The sequence below is a fragment of the Streptomyces sp. NPDC050508 genome (genome assembly GCF_040655155.1).
Classification (GTDB): Bacteria; Actinomycetota; Actinomycetes; order Streptomycetales; family Streptomycetaceae; genus Streptomyces.
In genome coordinates this window covers 39425-55092 of sequence record NZ_JBFAJJ010000013.1, presented here as the reverse complement: position 1 = coordinate 55092, position 15668 = coordinate 39425, and the positions used below count along the sequence as shown (strand labels likewise).

Annotated in this window: 17 protein-coding genes and 1 pseudogene; 6 read left to right on the top strand and 12 right to left on the bottom strand. The window is 69.7% G+C overall.

From position 1 onward, the window contains the following. The first annotated feature begins 2 nt into the window (after positions 1-2). The 3 genes from AB0I69_RS32245 to AB0I69_RS32235 are packed head-to-tail and all read left to right on the top strand — an operon-like array spanning position 3 to position 1794. Positions 3-773 (top strand): MerR family transcriptional regulator, encoded by a 771-nt coding sequence (locus AB0I69_RS32245; RefSeq protein WP_363099270.1) that lies wholly within the window; start codon positions 3-5, stop codon positions 771-773. A 49-nt stretch (positions 774-822) separates the two neighbouring features. Next, positions 823-969, top strand: coding sequence for a hypothetical protein (locus AB0I69_RS32240; protein WP_363099494.1), 147 nt, complete (start codon positions 823-825; stop codon positions 967-969). Positions 970-1017: 48 nt separating this feature from the next. Then, on the top strand, positions 1018-1794 hold the full coding sequence (locus AB0I69_RS32235) for an SDR family oxidoreductase (RefSeq protein WP_363099269.1): 777 nt from the start codon (positions 1018-1020) through the stop codon (positions 1792-1794). Between the two features lie 26 nt (positions 1795-1820). Here AB0I69_RS32235 and AB0I69_RS32230 read toward each other — a convergent pair whose 3' ends face one another. Beyond that, on the bottom strand, positions 1821-2687 hold the full coding sequence (locus AB0I69_RS32230; protein WP_363099268.1) for a winged helix-turn-helix transcriptional regulator: 867 nt from the start codon (positions 2685-2687) through the stop codon (positions 1821-1823). Positions 2688-2780: 93 nt separating this feature from the next. Between AB0I69_RS32230 and eno the strand changes: the two genes are divergently transcribed. Then, entirely contained in the window at positions 2781-4064 is a 1284-nt protein-coding gene (gene eno, locus AB0I69_RS32225) for a phosphopyruvate hydratase (protein WP_363099267.1), read from the top strand. Between the two features lie 100 nt (positions 4065-4164). Here the strand turns inward: eno and AB0I69_RS32220 are convergent, their stop codons facing one another. Continuing rightward, positions 4165-4491, bottom strand: coding sequence for a hypothetical protein (locus tag AB0I69_RS32220; RefSeq protein WP_363099266.1), 327 nt, complete (start codon positions 4489-4491; stop codon positions 4165-4167). Positions 4492-4574: 83 nt separating this feature from the next. Beyond that, a complete protein-coding gene (locus AB0I69_RS32215; protein ID WP_363099265.1) occupies positions 4575-4871 on the bottom strand; it encodes an antibiotic biosynthesis monooxygenase in 297 nt (98 codons plus the stop codon). Positions 4872-4982: 111 nt separating this feature from the next. Here AB0I69_RS32215 and AB0I69_RS32210 point away from each other — a divergent pair, with 111 nt between their 5' ends. Beyond that, positions 4983-5945: a helix-turn-helix domain-containing protein gene (locus tag AB0I69_RS32210; RefSeq protein WP_363099264.1), complete on the top strand. Its 963-nt coding sequence runs from the start codon at positions 4983-4985 to the stop codon at positions 5943-5945. Between the two features lie 12 nt (positions 5946-5957). Here AB0I69_RS32210 and AB0I69_RS32205 read toward each other — a convergent pair whose 3' ends face one another. The 5 genes and pseudogenes from AB0I69_RS32205 to AB0I69_RS32185 form a co-directional block, all read right to left on the bottom strand. Next, positions 5958-6890, bottom strand: coding sequence for an NADP-dependent oxidoreductase (locus AB0I69_RS32205; protein WP_363099263.1), 933 nt, complete (start codon positions 6888-6890; stop codon positions 5958-5960). Positions 6891-6903: 13 nt separating this feature from the next. Then, a complete protein-coding gene (locus AB0I69_RS32200; RefSeq protein ID WP_363099262.1) occupies positions 6904-7353 on the bottom strand; it encodes a MarR family winged helix-turn-helix transcriptional regulator in 450 nt (149 codons plus the stop codon). 152 nt (positions 7354-7505) lie between these two features. Then, positions 7506-8149, bottom strand: a pseudogene (locus AB0I69_RS32195) (MMPL family transporter); the annotation flags it as partial. 62 nt (positions 8150-8211) lie between these two features. Next, the gene (locus AB0I69_RS32190) at positions 8212-9990 is read right to left on the bottom strand and encodes an FAD-binding dehydrogenase (protein WP_363099261.1); all 1779 of its coding nucleotides are present in this window, start codon (positions 9988-9990) and stop codon (positions 8212-8214) included. A 136-nt stretch (positions 9991-10126) separates the two neighbouring features. Next, a complete protein-coding gene (locus tag AB0I69_RS32185) occupies positions 10127-10825 on the bottom strand; it encodes an SDR family NAD(P)-dependent oxidoreductase (RefSeq protein ID WP_363099260.1) in 699 nt (232 codons plus the stop codon). A gap of 96 nt (positions 10826-10921) precedes the next feature. Here AB0I69_RS32185 and AB0I69_RS32180 point away from each other — a divergent pair, with 96 nt between their 5' ends. Further along, positions 10922-11836, top strand: coding sequence for a helix-turn-helix transcriptional regulator (locus tag AB0I69_RS32180; RefSeq protein WP_363099259.1), 915 nt, complete (start codon positions 10922-10924; stop codon positions 11834-11836). Between the two features lie 11 nt (positions 11837-11847). On the opposite strand, the gene AB0I69_RS32175 is transcribed toward AB0I69_RS32180, so the two are convergent. From AB0I69_RS32175 to AB0I69_RS32160, 4 genes are all read right to left on the bottom strand, one after another. Next, positions 11848-12762, bottom strand: a complete 915-nt coding sequence (locus AB0I69_RS32175) for an expansin EXLX1 family cellulose-binding protein (protein WP_363099257.1) — start codon at positions 12760-12762, stop codon at positions 11848-11850. 198 nt (positions 12763-12960) lie between these two features. Then, the gene (locus AB0I69_RS32170; protein WP_363099256.1) at positions 12961-13557 is read right to left on the bottom strand and encodes a hypothetical protein; all 597 of its coding nucleotides are present in this window, start codon (positions 13555-13557) and stop codon (positions 12961-12963) included. Positions 13558-13601: 44 nt separating this feature from the next. After that, a complete protein-coding gene (locus AB0I69_RS32165; protein ID WP_363099255.1) occupies positions 13602-14108 on the bottom strand; it encodes a hypothetical protein in 507 nt (168 codons plus the stop codon). Between the two features lie 72 nt (positions 14109-14180). Beyond that, positions 14181-15617, bottom strand: a complete 1437-nt coding sequence (locus AB0I69_RS32160; RefSeq protein WP_363099254.1) for a carboxylesterase family protein — start codon at positions 15615-15617, stop codon at positions 14181-14183. Positions 15618-15668: the final 51 nt, after the last annotated feature.

Sequence of the window (15668 nt, the reverse complement as noted above, 5' to 3'; positions counted from 1 at the left end):
CGATGGACGAGCCGGTGAGCGGTGCACGACGGGGGACGCTCAGGACCTCCGATGTCGCGCGCGAGTCGGGGTACTCGGTGCAACAGGTGCGCGATCTGGAGCGGTTGGGAGTCATTCCCCCGGCCGCGCGTTCGGGCAACGGATACCGCTCCTACGCATCGCTGCACGTGCAGGCTCTCCGCGCCTATCGGGGACTCGCAGGTGCCGTCGGGCCCGTCGTCGCCCGGCAGTTGCTCGCGGAGCTGCGAGCTCAGTCGATCGCGGAGGCGGCCTCGGTGATCAACGAGGTCCATGTTCGGCTGGCCCGGGAACGCGAGGAGGCCCTGCGCGCCCAGCAGGCGTTGCGGGCGATCCAAGCCGAGGGAAACACGGCGGAGTCGGAGCAGGACGGTGACGCGATGACGATCACCGAACTCTCCAGAGCACTCGGAGTACGTCCCTCGACCCTGCGCTTCTGGGAGCAGGAAGGACTGGTCACTCCTGAACGCGTGACCTCCCTGCGGGCGCGCCGCTACGGCCTGTCCGCCGTCAGGGCGGCCCGGATCGTCACGGCCCTGCGCAGTGCCGGCTACGGCGTTCCCGCAGTGCGCGAGATCATGGGCTCCCTGCACCGGCTCGACGGGCAGGGAGACGCTCGGCACGTTCTGCGGGAACGTCTCGACCAGATCGCCGTGCGGACCGTGGAGCTGCTCCGGGCGGGCGCCGACCTGGCAACTGTCGTCCTGACAGCCCAGGAACGGGCGACCGTCTCATCCCGGCCGGGCGACGGGTGACTCAGTGCCGGTGGCCGTCGGAGGGCTCGCTCGTGGTGGCCGCGTCGGCGTGCAGGACCTCGTGGACACCGTCGAGGCGACCGGGTACACCGCGCGGGAACCCGCACGCCCGAGCACACCGGTGCCCGCCCCGCAGTTCGCGTACTGGCCATGGCTGTCGCTGACGCTCGCTGCGCCCGTCGCCACGAACCGGTGAGGGAAAGGCAGTTGCCGATCCGGAGCCGGTCATGAACGATCTCGCGTCATGACGATGAGCACCGACCACCCACCTGCCCGCCCACTCGCGCTCATCACCGGAGTGGGACGCACCGTGGGCATCGGTGCGGGTATCGCCCGCCGACTGGCGGCCTCCGGCTGGGACATCGCCTTCACCTACTGGACTCCCTACGACGAGCGCATGTCCTGGGGCCGCGAGCCCGGTGCGACGGGCGCGATCACCGACGCCCTCACGCAACACGGCGCCGCCACCACGGCCGTCGAGGCGGACCTCTCCGACCCGGACACTCCGGCCCGTGTCTTCGACGAGGTCGAACGCGGGCTGGGCGGCATCACGGCCCTGGTGATGTGTCACTGCGAGTCGGTGGACTCCGGCCTGCTCGACACCACCGTGGAAAGCTTCGACCGGCACTTCGCGGTCAACGCCCGCGCCACCTGGTTGCTGATCCGCGAGTACGGCCGGCGCTTCGCCGCGGCCCCGGGCAGCGGCCGCATCATCGCCCTCACCAGTGACCACACCGTCGGCAACCTCCCCTACGGCGCGAGCAAAGGCGCCCTGGACCGCATCACCCTGGCCGCCGCACACGAGTTCGCCGGCCTCGGCATCACCGCCAACGTGATCAACCCGGGGCCGGTGGACACCGGTTGGATGACCGAAGAGGGACGGTCGCACGTGCTCCGCCGGACACCGCTCAACCGCCTCGGCACCCCGCAGGACACCGCCCACCTCGTCGACTTCCTCTGCTCTCCGCAGGGCCAGTGGATCAACGGCCAACTCCTCCTGAGCAACGGGGGTTTCGCGTAGCGGGCCACCCCATCGGCCCATGGGCCTCAAGCGGTCCGGGCGCAGTCCCCCGCCAGGCGCAGGCTCTGTGTGACGGCGTGCGGGATGTCGTCGACCGGGAACAGCGTGTGCCGTACGGTCCGTTCGGCGTCGACGATCAGGATCAGGCGTTTGTGGCGGAGGCGTCCGGCGCCGCGAAAGGTCGGCAGCCTCAGGGCCGCACCCAGTTGGTGGCGGGCGTCGGAGAGGAGGGGGTACGGAATCTCCTCGACGCGGGCGAACTCCGCTTGTTCGTGCGGGAGTTGGGTGCTGATGCCGCGTACGTCCACGCCTGCCCGGCGGAAGTCGGACCAGGCGTCGCGGAAGAGCCGGTTCTCCAGCGTGCAGCCGGCGGCTCCGGGGATCCGCTCGTCCCAGTCGACTCCGGTGCCGGGGTAGGTGAACAGCACGGTCGCTGCGGCGTCGGGCGAGACGACGGGCAGGTCGGCGCCCTGCGTGCCGGGGAGTTCGAGGTCTTCGGGCAGGCGGGTGCCGGCCAGGGCGTGCACGCGGGTGTGCTCGGCACCGTCGGCATCCGCCGTGGCGGTCAGGCTTCCGTCGCCCAGCATCCATCGGTCGCCCCAGTCCTGCATGGCGACGAGCAGGGGCAGCAGCGCGAGTCCGGCATCAGTGAGCACGTACTCGTAGCGCACCGGACGCCGCTGGTAGAGGCTGCGACGCAGGACGCCCTGGGCGACCATGCGGCCGAGCCGCTCGGTGAGGACGTTGCGGGACAGGCCGATCTCGGCGGCCAGCGCGTCGAAACGGACGTGTCCGCGGGCGATCTCCCGCAGCACCAGAACGTTCCACCAGTCCCCCAGAACCACGGCGGCCTGGGCGATGCCGCAGGTCTCGTCGGCGTTGTGCATCCTCATGCGCCCATAGTAGGTTCTCTTTCAGGACTCACTTTGTTTCAAGACGGAACTTACCGCCCGCCGCCACGCGGGCCCTGCGTGAGGAGTTGCACCGTGACCGCCATCAGCCGGGTCGTCGCACGGGAGATCATCGACAGCCGGGGCAATCCGACCGTCGAGGTGGACGTGGAACTCAAGGACGGATCGCTCGGCCGTGCGGCCGTGCCGTCGGGCGCCTCCACGGGCGCCCGGGAGGCGGTGGAACTCCGGGACGGCGACCCGACCCGCTTCCACGGCAAGGGAGTTCGCCGCGCCGTCGACGCCGTGAACGAGAGCATCGCGGACGCCGTGATCGGACTCGACGCCGAGGACCAGGCGACCGTCGACCACACCATGATCGAGCTGGACGGAACGAGCACCAAGTCACGTCTCGGCGCCAACGCCCTGCTCGGCGTCTCCCTGGCCACCGCCAAAGCCGCCGCGGCCGCCCACCGACTGCCCCTGTACCGCTACATCGGCGGCGTCGACGCCCGCCTGCTGCCGGTACCGATGATGAACATCGTCAACGGCGGCGCCCACGCCGACAACCCGCTCGACTTCCAGGAGTTCATGATCGCCCCCATCGGCGCGGCCACCTTCGCCGAGGCCGTCCGGATGGGCTCCGAGGTCTTCCACACCCTGCGCCGAGACCTGATCGCCGCAGGCCACAGCGCGAACGTCGGCGACGAGGGCGGCTTCGCCCCCGATCTGCGCACCGCGGACGAGGCCCTCGACTTCGTCCTCCACGCCATCGAACGCACCGGCTACAAGCCCGGCACCGACATCACCCTCGTCATGGACCCGGCCACGTCGGAGTTCTTCCGTGACGGCGTCTACGACTACACGGGCGAGGGCGTCCGCCGTAGTCCCGCCGAACACGCCGACTACTTGGCGGAGTTGGTCGACCGCTACCCCGTCGCGTCGATCGAGGACCCGATGGCCGAGGACGACCACGAGGGCTGGCTCGCGCTCACCGCCCGGCTCGGCGAGCGCTGCCAGCTCACCGGCGACGACGTCTTCTGCACCAACGAGACGCTACTGAGCGCCGGTATCCGCGACGGGGTCGCCAACTCGATCCTGGTGAAGGTCAACCAGATCGGCACCCTCACCGAGACCCTGGCCACGGTTGCGACCGCCCACCGCGCCGGCTACACCGTCGTCATGTCCCACCGCTCCGGCGAGACCGAGGACACCACCATCGCCGACCTCGCCGTCGCGACCGGCTGCGGCCAGATCAAGACCGGTTCGCTGTCCCGCGCCGACCGGACCGCCAAGTACAACCAACTCATCCGCATCGAGGAGGACTTGGGCACCCAGGCCCGGTACGCGGGGCGCGATGCGCTGGGGCTGCGTCGCTGAACGCCCGCCACCTGTGGTCAGGTTGCGGGCTGTGCCTCGGTGACGGCGACTCGGCCTCCCTCCACGAGCTGCGATGGCGCGGGCGGCGGCACGTGCCAGATTACTCATGGACTCGGTGAACGAGACGCTTCGTCGAGGTGCGCGGCCAGTACTCCAAGGTGCGCATCAGGCGGCGCGTCGAGGTCGGTGGCCGAGCCGGGGCCCGGCACGTCGGTCCGTGCCGGGCCCCAAGGCCTTCGAGCCCGAAGTGGGCCCAGTTGATGGACAGGTGCTCGGGGAGCTTCACGCGCAGCAGCGCGGTGAGTGCGAAGCCGCCGTCCGTGGCGTCCTTGGCGAGGCCGATCTCCGCGGTCACCGAGATCTCACCGGTGGGAACCTTGGCCGCCCGGCCGTTGGCGGTGACGACCGCGGTGTAGGCAGCGTCCATGATTCCAACCACTTCCCCTGAACTGTTCAACTGCTGTTCTGATGTGCCGACTTCAGGGGAGAACGCGGCTCCCGGCGCTCCGGTCAGGAGACCTTGGCCCCCAGCAGGTCGACCGGGACGATCACCGGCGGCGCGTTCAGCTTCGTCTGCGCGGCCTCGCCGAGTGCGGCGGCGATCCGACCCGTCAGGTGCGCCTGGCGTCCCGGCTCGTCCTCGAAGGTGTCGAACACCCCGAAGGTGGTGGCGTTCTCACGGAACGCGAACCACGCCACCGTGCCCTGTTCCTGTTCGGCCAGTTCCTGCGCGCCGCGGAGCATGGCCTCCACCTCGTCGGCGTACTCCGGCTTGGCCTCGATGCGTACCAGCAGACCGACCTTCATGTGACCACTCCTTGCGTGCGAACCGCCGGGCTCCCGGCGCACAACGAACCTATGGCGGCGGCTGGTGATCACATCAGCGGCAGAAACGACACGGTTGATAGGGTTCCCGCCATGCAGGTAGCGGTCGTCGTCTACGACGGGGTGTTCGACTCGGGGCTCTCCGCCGTCCTCGACGTTCTGGACAACGCCAACGCGCTGGGCGGGCAGATCCATGAGTCGTCGCCCACCTGGGACGTGACACTGGTCGGCCCCGCCCCGCAGGTACGGACCGGGGCGGGATTCCTGGTGGCGCCCGAGCCGCTTGAGCACGCACGCACAGCGGACATCCTGGTCGTCCCGGCCCTCGCGGGGAGCGATCCCGCGGTCCTGCTCGACCATGTCGGCGGCGACGCGTCCCGCGCCGTCCGCAATCTCGTCGCGGAAACCCGTGCCCGTGGTACGTCCGTCGCGTCGGCCTGCGCGGGTACCTTCCTGTTGGCCGAGGCAGGCGTGCTGGACGGGCTGCGCGCGACGACGACATGGTGGCTGTCGCCGTTGTTCCGGAGCCGCTACCCCAAGGTCCGGGTGGATCACAGCCAGATGGTGATCTCCAGTGAGGGCGTCACCACCGCCGGCGCGGCTTTCGGTCACGTCGACCTGGCCCTGGCGATCGTACGGACGGGCAGCCCCGCGCTCGCCGACCTGGTCGCCCGCTATCTCGTGGTCGACGAACGCCCGTCGCAAGCCGCGTACATCATTCCCAGCGCCCTGGCCCAGAGCGATCCGACCGTCGCGGCCTTCGAGCTGTGGACCCGCGAGCATCTGGCGGAACCCATCAGCATTCCCGAGGCGGCGAAGGCGATCGGTGTCAGCGAGCGGACCCTGCAGCGTTCCGTGCAGCGCACGGTCGGGACGTCACCCATCCGATTCGTCCAGGACCTGAGAGTCGAACGCGCCTCCCACCTGCTGCGCACCACCGCCCTCTCCCTGGAGACCATCTCCAGGAAGGTCGGCTACGAGCACCCCAACACCCTGCGGGTGCTCCTCCGCGAGCGCACCGGAAAGACCACGTCGGCCCTCCGCGGCAGCAAGTGATGTGAGGTCACTTCAGGGGATGAGCACGATCTTGCCGCGCGTGTGGCGCTGTTCGAGTTCGGCGAAGGCGTCGCGGACTCGGTCGAGCGGGTAGGCGGCGGCAATCGGGATCTCGATACGGCCGGAGGCGACGAGGTCGGCCATTTCGGTGAGGACCTCGCGAGTGGAGGCATCGACGCTGCCTGCGCTCCGGGTGCCGAGTTCCTGCGCCTTCTGGAACGAGATGATCGTCTCGATCCGGTCCCGGGAGATGCCCAGATCGGCGGCGAGTTGGACGTATTCGGGGCCGAACAGGTCGATGAAGGCGTCGATCCCGCCGGGTGCCGCCGCGGTGAGGGCTTCGGCGAGACGGTCGCCGTACGGGACCGGGGTCGCTCCGTGGTCGGTGAGCCAGTCGGCGTTGGCGGGTGAGGCGATGCCGAGGACGTGCGCGCCCCGTACGGCGAGGAGTTGGACGGCGACGGTGCCCACGCCACCGGCGGCGGCCGAGACGGCGACGGTCTCACCGGGCTTGGGGGCCACCGCGTCGACGGCGGCCCACGCGGTGCAGGCGACGACGTAGAGGGAACCGGCCACCTCCCAACTCAGGGCGTCCGGCTTGAGGATCAGTTGCGACGTCGGTACGACGACGTGGGTGGCGTGGCTGGAGCGCTGCCAGGAGAAGCCGAGGACCTTGTCACCGATGCCGAAGTCGGTGACGCCCTCGCCGAGTTCGGTGACGACGCCGGCGAGGTCGCTGCCCTGGCCGGACGGGAAGGTCGAGGGGAACCGGTCGTGCATCGCCCCCGACCGGATCGCTGCCTCTCCGGGGTTGATGCCGGCCGCCCGAACCTCTACGAGGACTTCTCCCTCGGCGGGTTGAGGCATCGGCACCTCGGTGACGTGGAGGACGTCACGGTCGCCGTAGTGGTCGAAGCGCACTGCTCGTGCTTGTGCGGGACTCATCTGGTCTCCTTCGTCAGGGGTGTTGGCCCGGATCCGGGGCGTGCGGGGTGGTGGCGCGGAGTACGGCGAGCGCGCTCGCGAGGTGGCCGAGCGCCGTGGCCGTGAGTGGGGCGGCCAGCCGTGCCGCGAGTTCACGGTCGAACACTGGACCGGCCCTGGTCATCAACTCCCGACCGGCCGCTGTCAGTTCAACGATCGAGGAGCGGCGGTCGGCGGGGTGGGGACGCCGGGCGCAGTGGCCGAGTTTCTCCAGCCGGTCGACGGCCTGGCTCGCGCCGCCGACCGTGATCGAGAGGGCGGCGGCTATGTCGTTCACCCGGCAGGAACCCTCGCGTTCGACGACGAGCAGCACGTTCAGGCCGCCCAGGGTCACATCGCAGTCGTGCCGGAGCTGGGCGTCGATCCCGTTCCACAGGTCGGTCTCGAAGCGCACCAGGTCGTCGAACAGTTGCCGCAGGTCCACGGGAAGGCTCCTTCCGGCGAGATGCATTAGCTCTAATTATATTAGCACTGATGCACTTGCGCCGACTCGGTGGCGAGTTCCGGCACGGCTACGGACGCCGGGCCGCCTTCACTGAGACCGAACCGCTCATGGACCTTGCACAGGAAGGGGGCGCAGAACATCAGCACGGTCATGGAGACGTCCATGGGTTGTGCCGTGAAGCCGAGCAGAGAGGACAGGTGGCTGTCGCCGACGGAGTGCTTGGAGTCGACCAGCACGGCGTCAACTCCGCTCACCAGAGGGTGAGTTCCAGCGGGCGCGGCGACCGCTCGCACATCCCGGACCAGGCTCTGGGCCGCGTCGGACTTCGATGTCAGGGTGCTCACCACGTTGATCTGCGGCGCGTCGGGGCGGCCCAGTGCGGTGTTGCCGGGGTCGGTCGCCGTGGGCTGTCCGTCGGCGTAGGTTCCCGTGCTGGTCTCGACGCGGGCTGCTGGCGGCTCGTGGCGTCCTCGGGCAGTACGCGTTCGTCCGGCGTGCCGAAGGTGATCCCGAGGAGCGGGCTCGCCGCGAGCAGCAGGACCGCGAGTACGGGCAGCGCGGTGAGCGCCGGCCGCCACATGACGGTGGCGGCCAGCCGTCCCCACACGGGTGCGCGGGTGGCGGAACGCGCGCGGTTCGCCCAGGGCAGCCGCCCGCCGTTGACCCAGTGGCCCAGGACGACGAACAGGGCCGGCAGGACGAACAGCATGCTCACGGTGACGATGACACCGACCCCGGCGTAGCCGAACGAGCGCAGGAAGTACTGCGGGAACACCCCCTCGGCAACTCGGGCTGGGGTCACCCGAGTTGCCGAGGGGTGGCGAGCGGTCGTAACACTCAGATCGCGGCAGCCGCCGCACGGCCCGCCTGGCGGCCGGAGAACAGGCAGCCGCCGAGGAAGGTACCTTCCATCGAGCGGTAGCCGTGCACTCCCCCGCCACCGAAGCCGGATACCTCACCGGCCGCGTACAGACCGGGAATTGGTGTCCCGGTGGCGTCCAGGACCCGGCCCGAGAGATCGGTCTGCAGGCCGCCGAGGGTCTTGCGGGTGAGGATGTTGAGGCGGACCGCGATCAGCGGTCCGGCGCTGGGGTCGAGGATCTTGTGGATCGCGGCCGTACGGCTGAGTGAATCCCCGGGGTAGGAAAGGGCGTTGCGGATGCCCATCACCTGAGCGTCCTTCGAGTACGCGTTGTCGATCTCCCTGTCGCGGGCCTCGATCTGCCGCTGGAGGTCGGCCAGTTTGATCAGGCCGTCGCCAGTCAACTTGTTCATTCCGAGGACCAGTTCGGAGAGCGTGGTGGCGGTGATGAAGTCGACGCCGTTCTTCCTGAACTTCTCGATCGGCTCCGGCGTCTGCCAGATGCGCGAGAGAAGCATCAGGATGTCCTTGTTGGTGAGGTCCGGGTTCTGCTCCGAGCCGGAGAGCGCGAACTCCTTCGCGATGATCTTGCTCGTGGTGACGAACCACGAGTAGTCGTAGCCGCTGGCGGTGATCGAGCCCAGGGTGTGGAGGGTGTCGTAGCCCGGCATGTCGGGGGCGGAGAACCGCTTGCCGGTGGCGTCGAACCACATCGACGACGGTCCCGGGAGGATGCGGATACCGTGGTTGGGCCAGATCGGATCGTAGTTCCTGAGGCCCTCGGTGTAGTGCCACATCCGATCGGGGTTGACGATACGGCCGCCCGCCGACGCGGTGATGCCCAGCATCCGGCCGTCGACGTACGCGGGCACACCGGTGATCATGGTCTTGGGCGGGTTGCCCAGTCGGGCCGGCCAGTTCTGCCGTACGAGATCGTGGTTGGCGCCTATGCCGCCCGAAGTCACGATCACCACGGGGGCGTTGAGTTCGAAGTCGCCCACCACGGTGCGGGAGGTGGCCTTGCCTCGCTGGGCGGTGCTGGGTTCGAGGAGCGCGCCGCGCACGCCGGTCACGGCACCGTTGGTGCGGACGATCTCGTCGACGCGGTGCCGGAACTTGAAGGTCACCTTCCCGCTGGCGACCCCGGCCCGCACCTGCTTCTCGAACGGCTCGACCACGGTCGGCCCCGTGCCCCAGGTGACGTGGAAGCGGGGCACCGAGTTGCCGTGTCCGTCCGCGAGGCCGCCGCCCCGCTCGGCCCAGCCGACGATCGGGAACCAGCGGATGCCGAGGCCGTAGAGCCAGGACCGCTTCTCGTTGGCCGCGAAGTCCACATACGCCTCGGCCCACTTGTGGGCCCAGTAGTCCTGACCGGTCGGGTCGTCGATGCCCCGGTCGAAGCCAGCCGTACCCAACCAGTCCTGCCAGGCCAGCTCCTGGGAGTCCTTGATGCCCATGAGCCGCTGCTCGGCGGAGTCGATCAGGAACAGTCCGCCGAAGGACCAGAACGCCTGGCCGCCGAGGTTGGACTCGGGTTCCTGGTCCAGGAGCAGCACTTTCTTCCCTGCGGCGACCAGTTCGGCGGTGGCGACGAGACCGGCGAGGCCGTGGCCGACGACGATGGCGTCGGCGGACGAGGCGTCGGCCGCGAACGCGGGTACCGCGTGTGCCGAGAGGGCGGCGCCGGCGGCGACACCGCCTGCCACCGTCAGGGCTCTTCGTCTGCTGATCGGCGTGGGGGCCGAGTTCTCCATGGGGTCCCTTCCGGAAGAGAAACGGGAGGTGCGGGAGGTGTGCCCGACACGTGGAGCGTGCCGCGACACCTCTGTTGTTACCGCCGGTAGCACCTAGGGAAACCAGGCTGTGTCAGGAGTGTTGCGGGAGGCGGGTTCAGGACAGGTCGAGCGGGCCGTCGCGGTCGACGAAACGGCCCGAGCCGGCGCCGGGTTGTTCGGTCGCGAGGCGGACGATCGCGTCGGTTCCCTCGGTGACGGTCTGGGGACCGCTGTGGCCGTTGAGGTCGGTCGCCGTGTAGCCGGGATCGGCGGCGTTGACGCGAACGTCCTTGAGCGCCTTGGCGTATTGGGTGGTCAGCATGGTGAGGGCCGCCTTGGAGGCGGTGTAGAGCGGCGATACGACCGAGGACTCGATCCGTGCCGGGTCGTAGGTGACGGCGAGCGAGCCCATACCGCTGCTGACGTTGACGATGACCGGGTCAGCCGATCTGCGCAGCAGCGGGAGGAACGCGGTGATCGTCCGGACCACACCGAAGACGTTGACGTCGAAGACGCCGAGCGCGTCCGCGCCCGTCAGGTCGGCGGGATCGCCATGCGGGCCGTGTACACCGGCGTTGTTGATCAGGACGTCGAGGACGCCTTCGTGTGCGGCGACGTCGGCCGCCGCGGCGGCCACGGAGGCGTCGTCGGTGACGTCGATACGGACGAACCGAGCACCGAGTGCGGCGGCGGCCTCGGCACCGCGTTCCTCGTCGCGGGCTCCGACGATCACGGTGTGGCCGAGGGCGAGGAGGCGGCGGGCGGTCTCGTGGCCGAGACCCTTGTTGGCTCCGGTGATGAACGTGGTGGTCATGCCTCGATCGTCCCCACCACGCGGGTGCGCCGCCAGGGACGCTTCGACCGTAGGAACGGCATTACCAGGATCGGGAGTTGGGAGAGGATGGAGGACATGGCGACGAACGAGGAGCGGGAACTGAGGCCGAGATCGGGACTGGGGCTGGGGCTGGGGCTGGGTGCGACGATCCGTGCCTGGCGGGAGCGGTTGTCCCCGTCGGACGTGGGGCTGCCGTCCGGTCGGTCCCGGCGAGCGACCGGTCTGCGCCGTGAGGAACTCGCCGAGCGCGCCGGGGTGTCGGTCGACTATGTGGTGCGCCTGGAGCAGGGGCGGTCCACGGCGCCTTCGGCCCAGGTCGTCGCCTCGCTCGCGCAGGCCCTCCAACTGACCGCCGTGGAACGGGAGCACCTCTACCGCATGGCCGGGCTGGTCCCGCCGAACGACGAGCCGATCCCCGACCACCTGCCGTCAGGGGTGCACCGGGTGCTGAACCGGCTCGGGGATGTCGCTGTCGCCGTGTTCGCCGCCGACTGGCAGCTGATCTGGTGGAACTCCGGGTGGGCCGCGCTGCTCGGCGATCCGTCGGACAAGCCGCCCGAGCAGCGGAACTTCGCGCGTGAGCGGTTCCCGGTCGGTTCCGGCGACGACGTACGTGACGTACGGATCGCCTCATGGCCGGTACTGGTGCGGAACGACGACGCCTCGAACCTCGCGATCGTGTCCGACCTGCGCCGGGCCACCGGCCGCTTCCCGCACGACGTCCGCCTGGCGGAGCTGATCCGTCAACTCACCGCGGGCAACGGGACGTTCGCACGGTTGTGGACGAGCGGCACAGTGGGCGCACACCGCGAGGACCGCAAGACGGTGGAGCATCCCGAGGTCGGGCCCGTGGACGTGGACTGCGATGTCCTCACAGACGGCGATTCCGAGCTGAAGATCGTCATCCTGACTGCGGCGCCCGGGAGTTCGGACGAGGAGAAGTTGCGGCGGACGTTGGCCGGTGACAGCTTGCGCGCGCCCACCTTCTGATTCTCAGTGGGTCAGTGCTTGGCGAACTGGAGCCGCGTGGGCTGCGTGACGTTCGCTCGCACCGCGAGTGCGGGGACGGTGAGTTGTTCGCCGTAGATGTCGGTGAGCCTGAGCGCTCCGCCGCATCCGCTGCCGTCTTCGGAGATGAAGTAGTTGTAGTCGGTGCGCTGCAGCTGACGCCAGCCGCTGCCCGCCCGAACTTCGAGGCGGGCCAAGGGATTTCGGTGGCCGATCGCCTGGATGCCGCACCAGTAGCGAGTGGAACCGGTCTTGTAGCGGATCGAGATCGTGTCGGAGGTGCTGGGGCTCGCCAGGTTCCAGGTGATCGGGATCCGGCCGGCCGAAGGCGCGGCGAGTTTGGCGAAGGCCTGGGCGCTGAGGTCGATCTGGCCTGGTGCGCAGTCCCCCGGGCACTCGTTGGTGATGCGGACCGTGATGGTGGCGCCGCCTGCCGCGTGGACGAGTACGTACGCCCCGCACGCCTTGGACGACTCGTAGTCGGCGGTGTTCATGGCACCGGTCATGACGTCGTCGCTCGGGTCGTACAGGCAGGCGCCGCCGCCGTCCGCGTCGTAGAAGGTGGCGACTCCGCGGTAGGTGACGCCGGGCCTGATGCGTCCGGCCAGCGAGGCGGTGCTTGGCGCCTGTTGGCGGGTCTTCGTGGCCGACGGTGTGGCCGGGGTGGCGGTCGTACGGGCGGACGGCGTCGCCGACGGCTTCTTCGATGCGGCAGAGGCGGTCGAAGTACCGGTCGCGGAGGGGGAGTTCGCTGCCGACCCGGAGCTGGTGGCTGATGGTCCGGTCGCGGCGCTTCCCGCCTCGGACTTCACGTCCTCGGCGTCCTTGTGGCCGGGCAGAAGCACCAGAGCCAGGGAGACGACGATGAGCACTGCGGCCGCCGACAGGAACAGCCACCGCTTGGACACTGGACCTCCTTGATGGCCGCCACTCGTTGCTCGGAGTGACGGAGGCAGCGATCGTGCCAGCCGCAGGCAGAGTGCGGCAAGCCCTTTCTCTGGAGGCGTAGTTGGGGACGGTGTCGCGTAGTCGGGCTGCCGGGGTTCCTGATGCGTGCCGACCCCCACTGCCGGTCGCGCCACCGGACCCACCTGCCCGAAGGCCGGTTACTGGCGTTCGAACCCGTCGGCCCGGCTCCAACGGAGAGTGGTGTCCCGGCCGAAGACGACCTGCTGCCCGTCATCGGAGACGGCGGCCCGTTCCCAACCGTCGATGTTCTTCGTGACGTTGATGCTCCACTCGGTCAGGCTGCTGGCGCCCACGGCCGCGATGGATTCGGTCGGCGGCTCACCGTCGTAGCAGTACGAGCCGAAGTCCGCGATTGCCGCGACGGTGCCGTTCTTGGTGCGCAGTTGGATGCCCTGGCAGGCGTCGGTCCCGGTGCCATAGATGACCTTCGGTTCGGTCCACGCCTTCGCCCGGGGACTGTAGTGCTGCTCGACGAGGCCCTTGCCGCGCAGGTAGTACAGGGCTACGCGGCGACCGTCGTCGAGTTTCACCACGGCGTTGTACGGGCTGGGGCTGCCGCTCCACGGGAGGTCGCTCTTCTCCAACTGGGCGGTGTACACGGAGGAGTCCGGGGAGGCGGTCGCGGAAGGGGCTGTCGTCGCCGCGTCGTGGTGACCTCCGCATGCCGCCACGGCGATCATCACCGATACCGCCGCCGTCGCCCTGGCCAGCACCTGAATGCCGGGCTTGTGCATACACCGCCTCCCGTCGCCCTGCCTCAGCGCAGGATAAGCGTGATCTAGCTGTTCACGGTGGGGCGTCGGTTGCCCAGCAGGTCCCTCGCGGCTTGGAGTGCGTCGAGTCGGAGAGCCTCGAAGGACGCGGTCCGGTCGTCGTCCTCGTCGGCGAGCGAGATTGCGCACTGGACGATCGGAGCGAGTGCATCCGGGTGGTCGAGCGCCCCGGCGACCTCGGTCCAGATCAGATCGGCGCCGGTGGCAGGATCGAGGCTGCCGTCAGTGATCTCCTCGGCCAGCCAGTAGGCGTGGGCCCATTGCGCGGCCGTAGGGTCTGCCGGTGGTTCGAAGGACAGCCCCAGTTCGTCGAGTACTTGGTCGAAGAGCTCGGGTGCTTCGGGCTCCTCTCTCCGTGCGAGGCCTGCCAGGAGAGGGAGGGAGGGGCTGTCGACATCGGCGAGTAGTGCGTCCAGGCCCGCCTGGATGAGCTGGTCGGACCCCACGTGGCAGCCGAAGGCGCGAGCCCTGGCGAGTCGCCCGAGTCGCGCCTTGGCCTCTTCCCCGGCCATGACCTCGGCCTCCGTTCACCTGGTGGGAGGCCGATGGTGTCACGACCAGGTCAACGTTCCGCCACCGGGTTTTCAGGGCGTGGTCGGCGGCGTGGTCCAGATACGCCGCTCGGCGCTAAGTGGGTCGTCGAGGGCCTCCGGGACCGCGTCCCAAGTCATCGTCGTACGACGTTTGTTGGTATAGCGGGGCCAGCCTGGACCCGGGTCCAGGTCGCGGATGAAGGCGACCCAGGCACCGTGCATCGCGTCGGCGAGGGACTGAGGCGGATGCGGGCCCGTCGCGGCCGTGACGCGTTCGGCGTCCAGGAGGTCGAAGGCGAAGGGGATCTCCATGCAGTGGCCGGCACTGCCCCAGGTGAAGTGGTAGAGCCAGGTGGGGAGTTCGTGGTGTGCGCGGGACTCGACCAGGGCGAGGGACGGGCCGCGGAAGATGACGTCGGTCAGGGCCTGGCCCATGCGTAGCGCCGGGTCCGTCCTGTCCTGGAGGGCGGTGTACATGGTCACGGCGTCGGGCCCGAGGCCGTGACCGGCCAACATGGCGTCAACGGCCCCGATCAGTGGGGGTGTTGGCGTGGTCCCGGGCGGCGGGTAGAACTCGCGCTGGGTGAAGCCGAGCAGGAGGGGTACCGGGGCGGCGCTGCCATCCGCGAAGGCATCCGGGACCGGGACCGGGATCAACTCCCCGTCCGCGAAGGGCGCCAGCGTCAGGCCTGCCTCCGGTGTGGCCAAGGCGTCCTGGAGGGCGAGCAGTTCGTCACCGGTGAGGTCGCGGAGCGCGGAGGCGAGGGCGGGGACGCCGGTGCGTGCGGTCAGGCGGGCCGAGTCGGCGAGGGCGTCACGGCGGTGCTGGGGCGACTTGATGGCGCCGGACTGGGAGATCGCAGCGCGGAAGAGCCCGTGCGCGGAGGGGGTGGCCATCAGGGTCTGCGCGGCGCCGCCTCCCGCCGACTGACCGGCGACGGAGACTTTCCCGGGGTCGCCGCCGAACGCGTCGATGTTGTCGCGTACCCAGGTCAGCGCGGCGATCCAGTCGAGCACGGCACGGTTGTCGGGGGCGTCGTCGAGGTGGAGGAAGCCCTCGATGCCGAGCCGGTAGCCGATGGACACGAGGACGATTCCGTCCCGGGCGAACGCGGAGCCGTCGTACCAGGGACTGGCGGCGGATCCGGCGACGTAGCCGCCGCCGTGGATCCAGACGAGGACCGGCAGGCGGGCTCCGGGGTTCGGGTCGGGCGTGAAGACATTGAGGTTGAGTACCGCGTCGCCCGGTATCGACGGCTCGGGGATGGTGGTGGGGCCGTCGAGGATGAAGGGGCGGCGTTGCGCGGTGGGCCCATACCGGGTGGCGTCGAGCGGTTCGGTCCAAGGCTCGGTCGGGACGGGGGCGGCGAAGCGGAGTTCGCCGACGGGGGCCTCGGCGTAGGGGATGCCGAGGAAGCGGGCGGTGGCGTGCTGCCACGTCCCGAGGACGGGTCCCTGGGACGTGACAGCGAGTACGGGCTCGGGCACGGATCAACTTCCTTGTGGAGGTGGGGGGGTTGTGCGCGGTGGTCGAAGTCT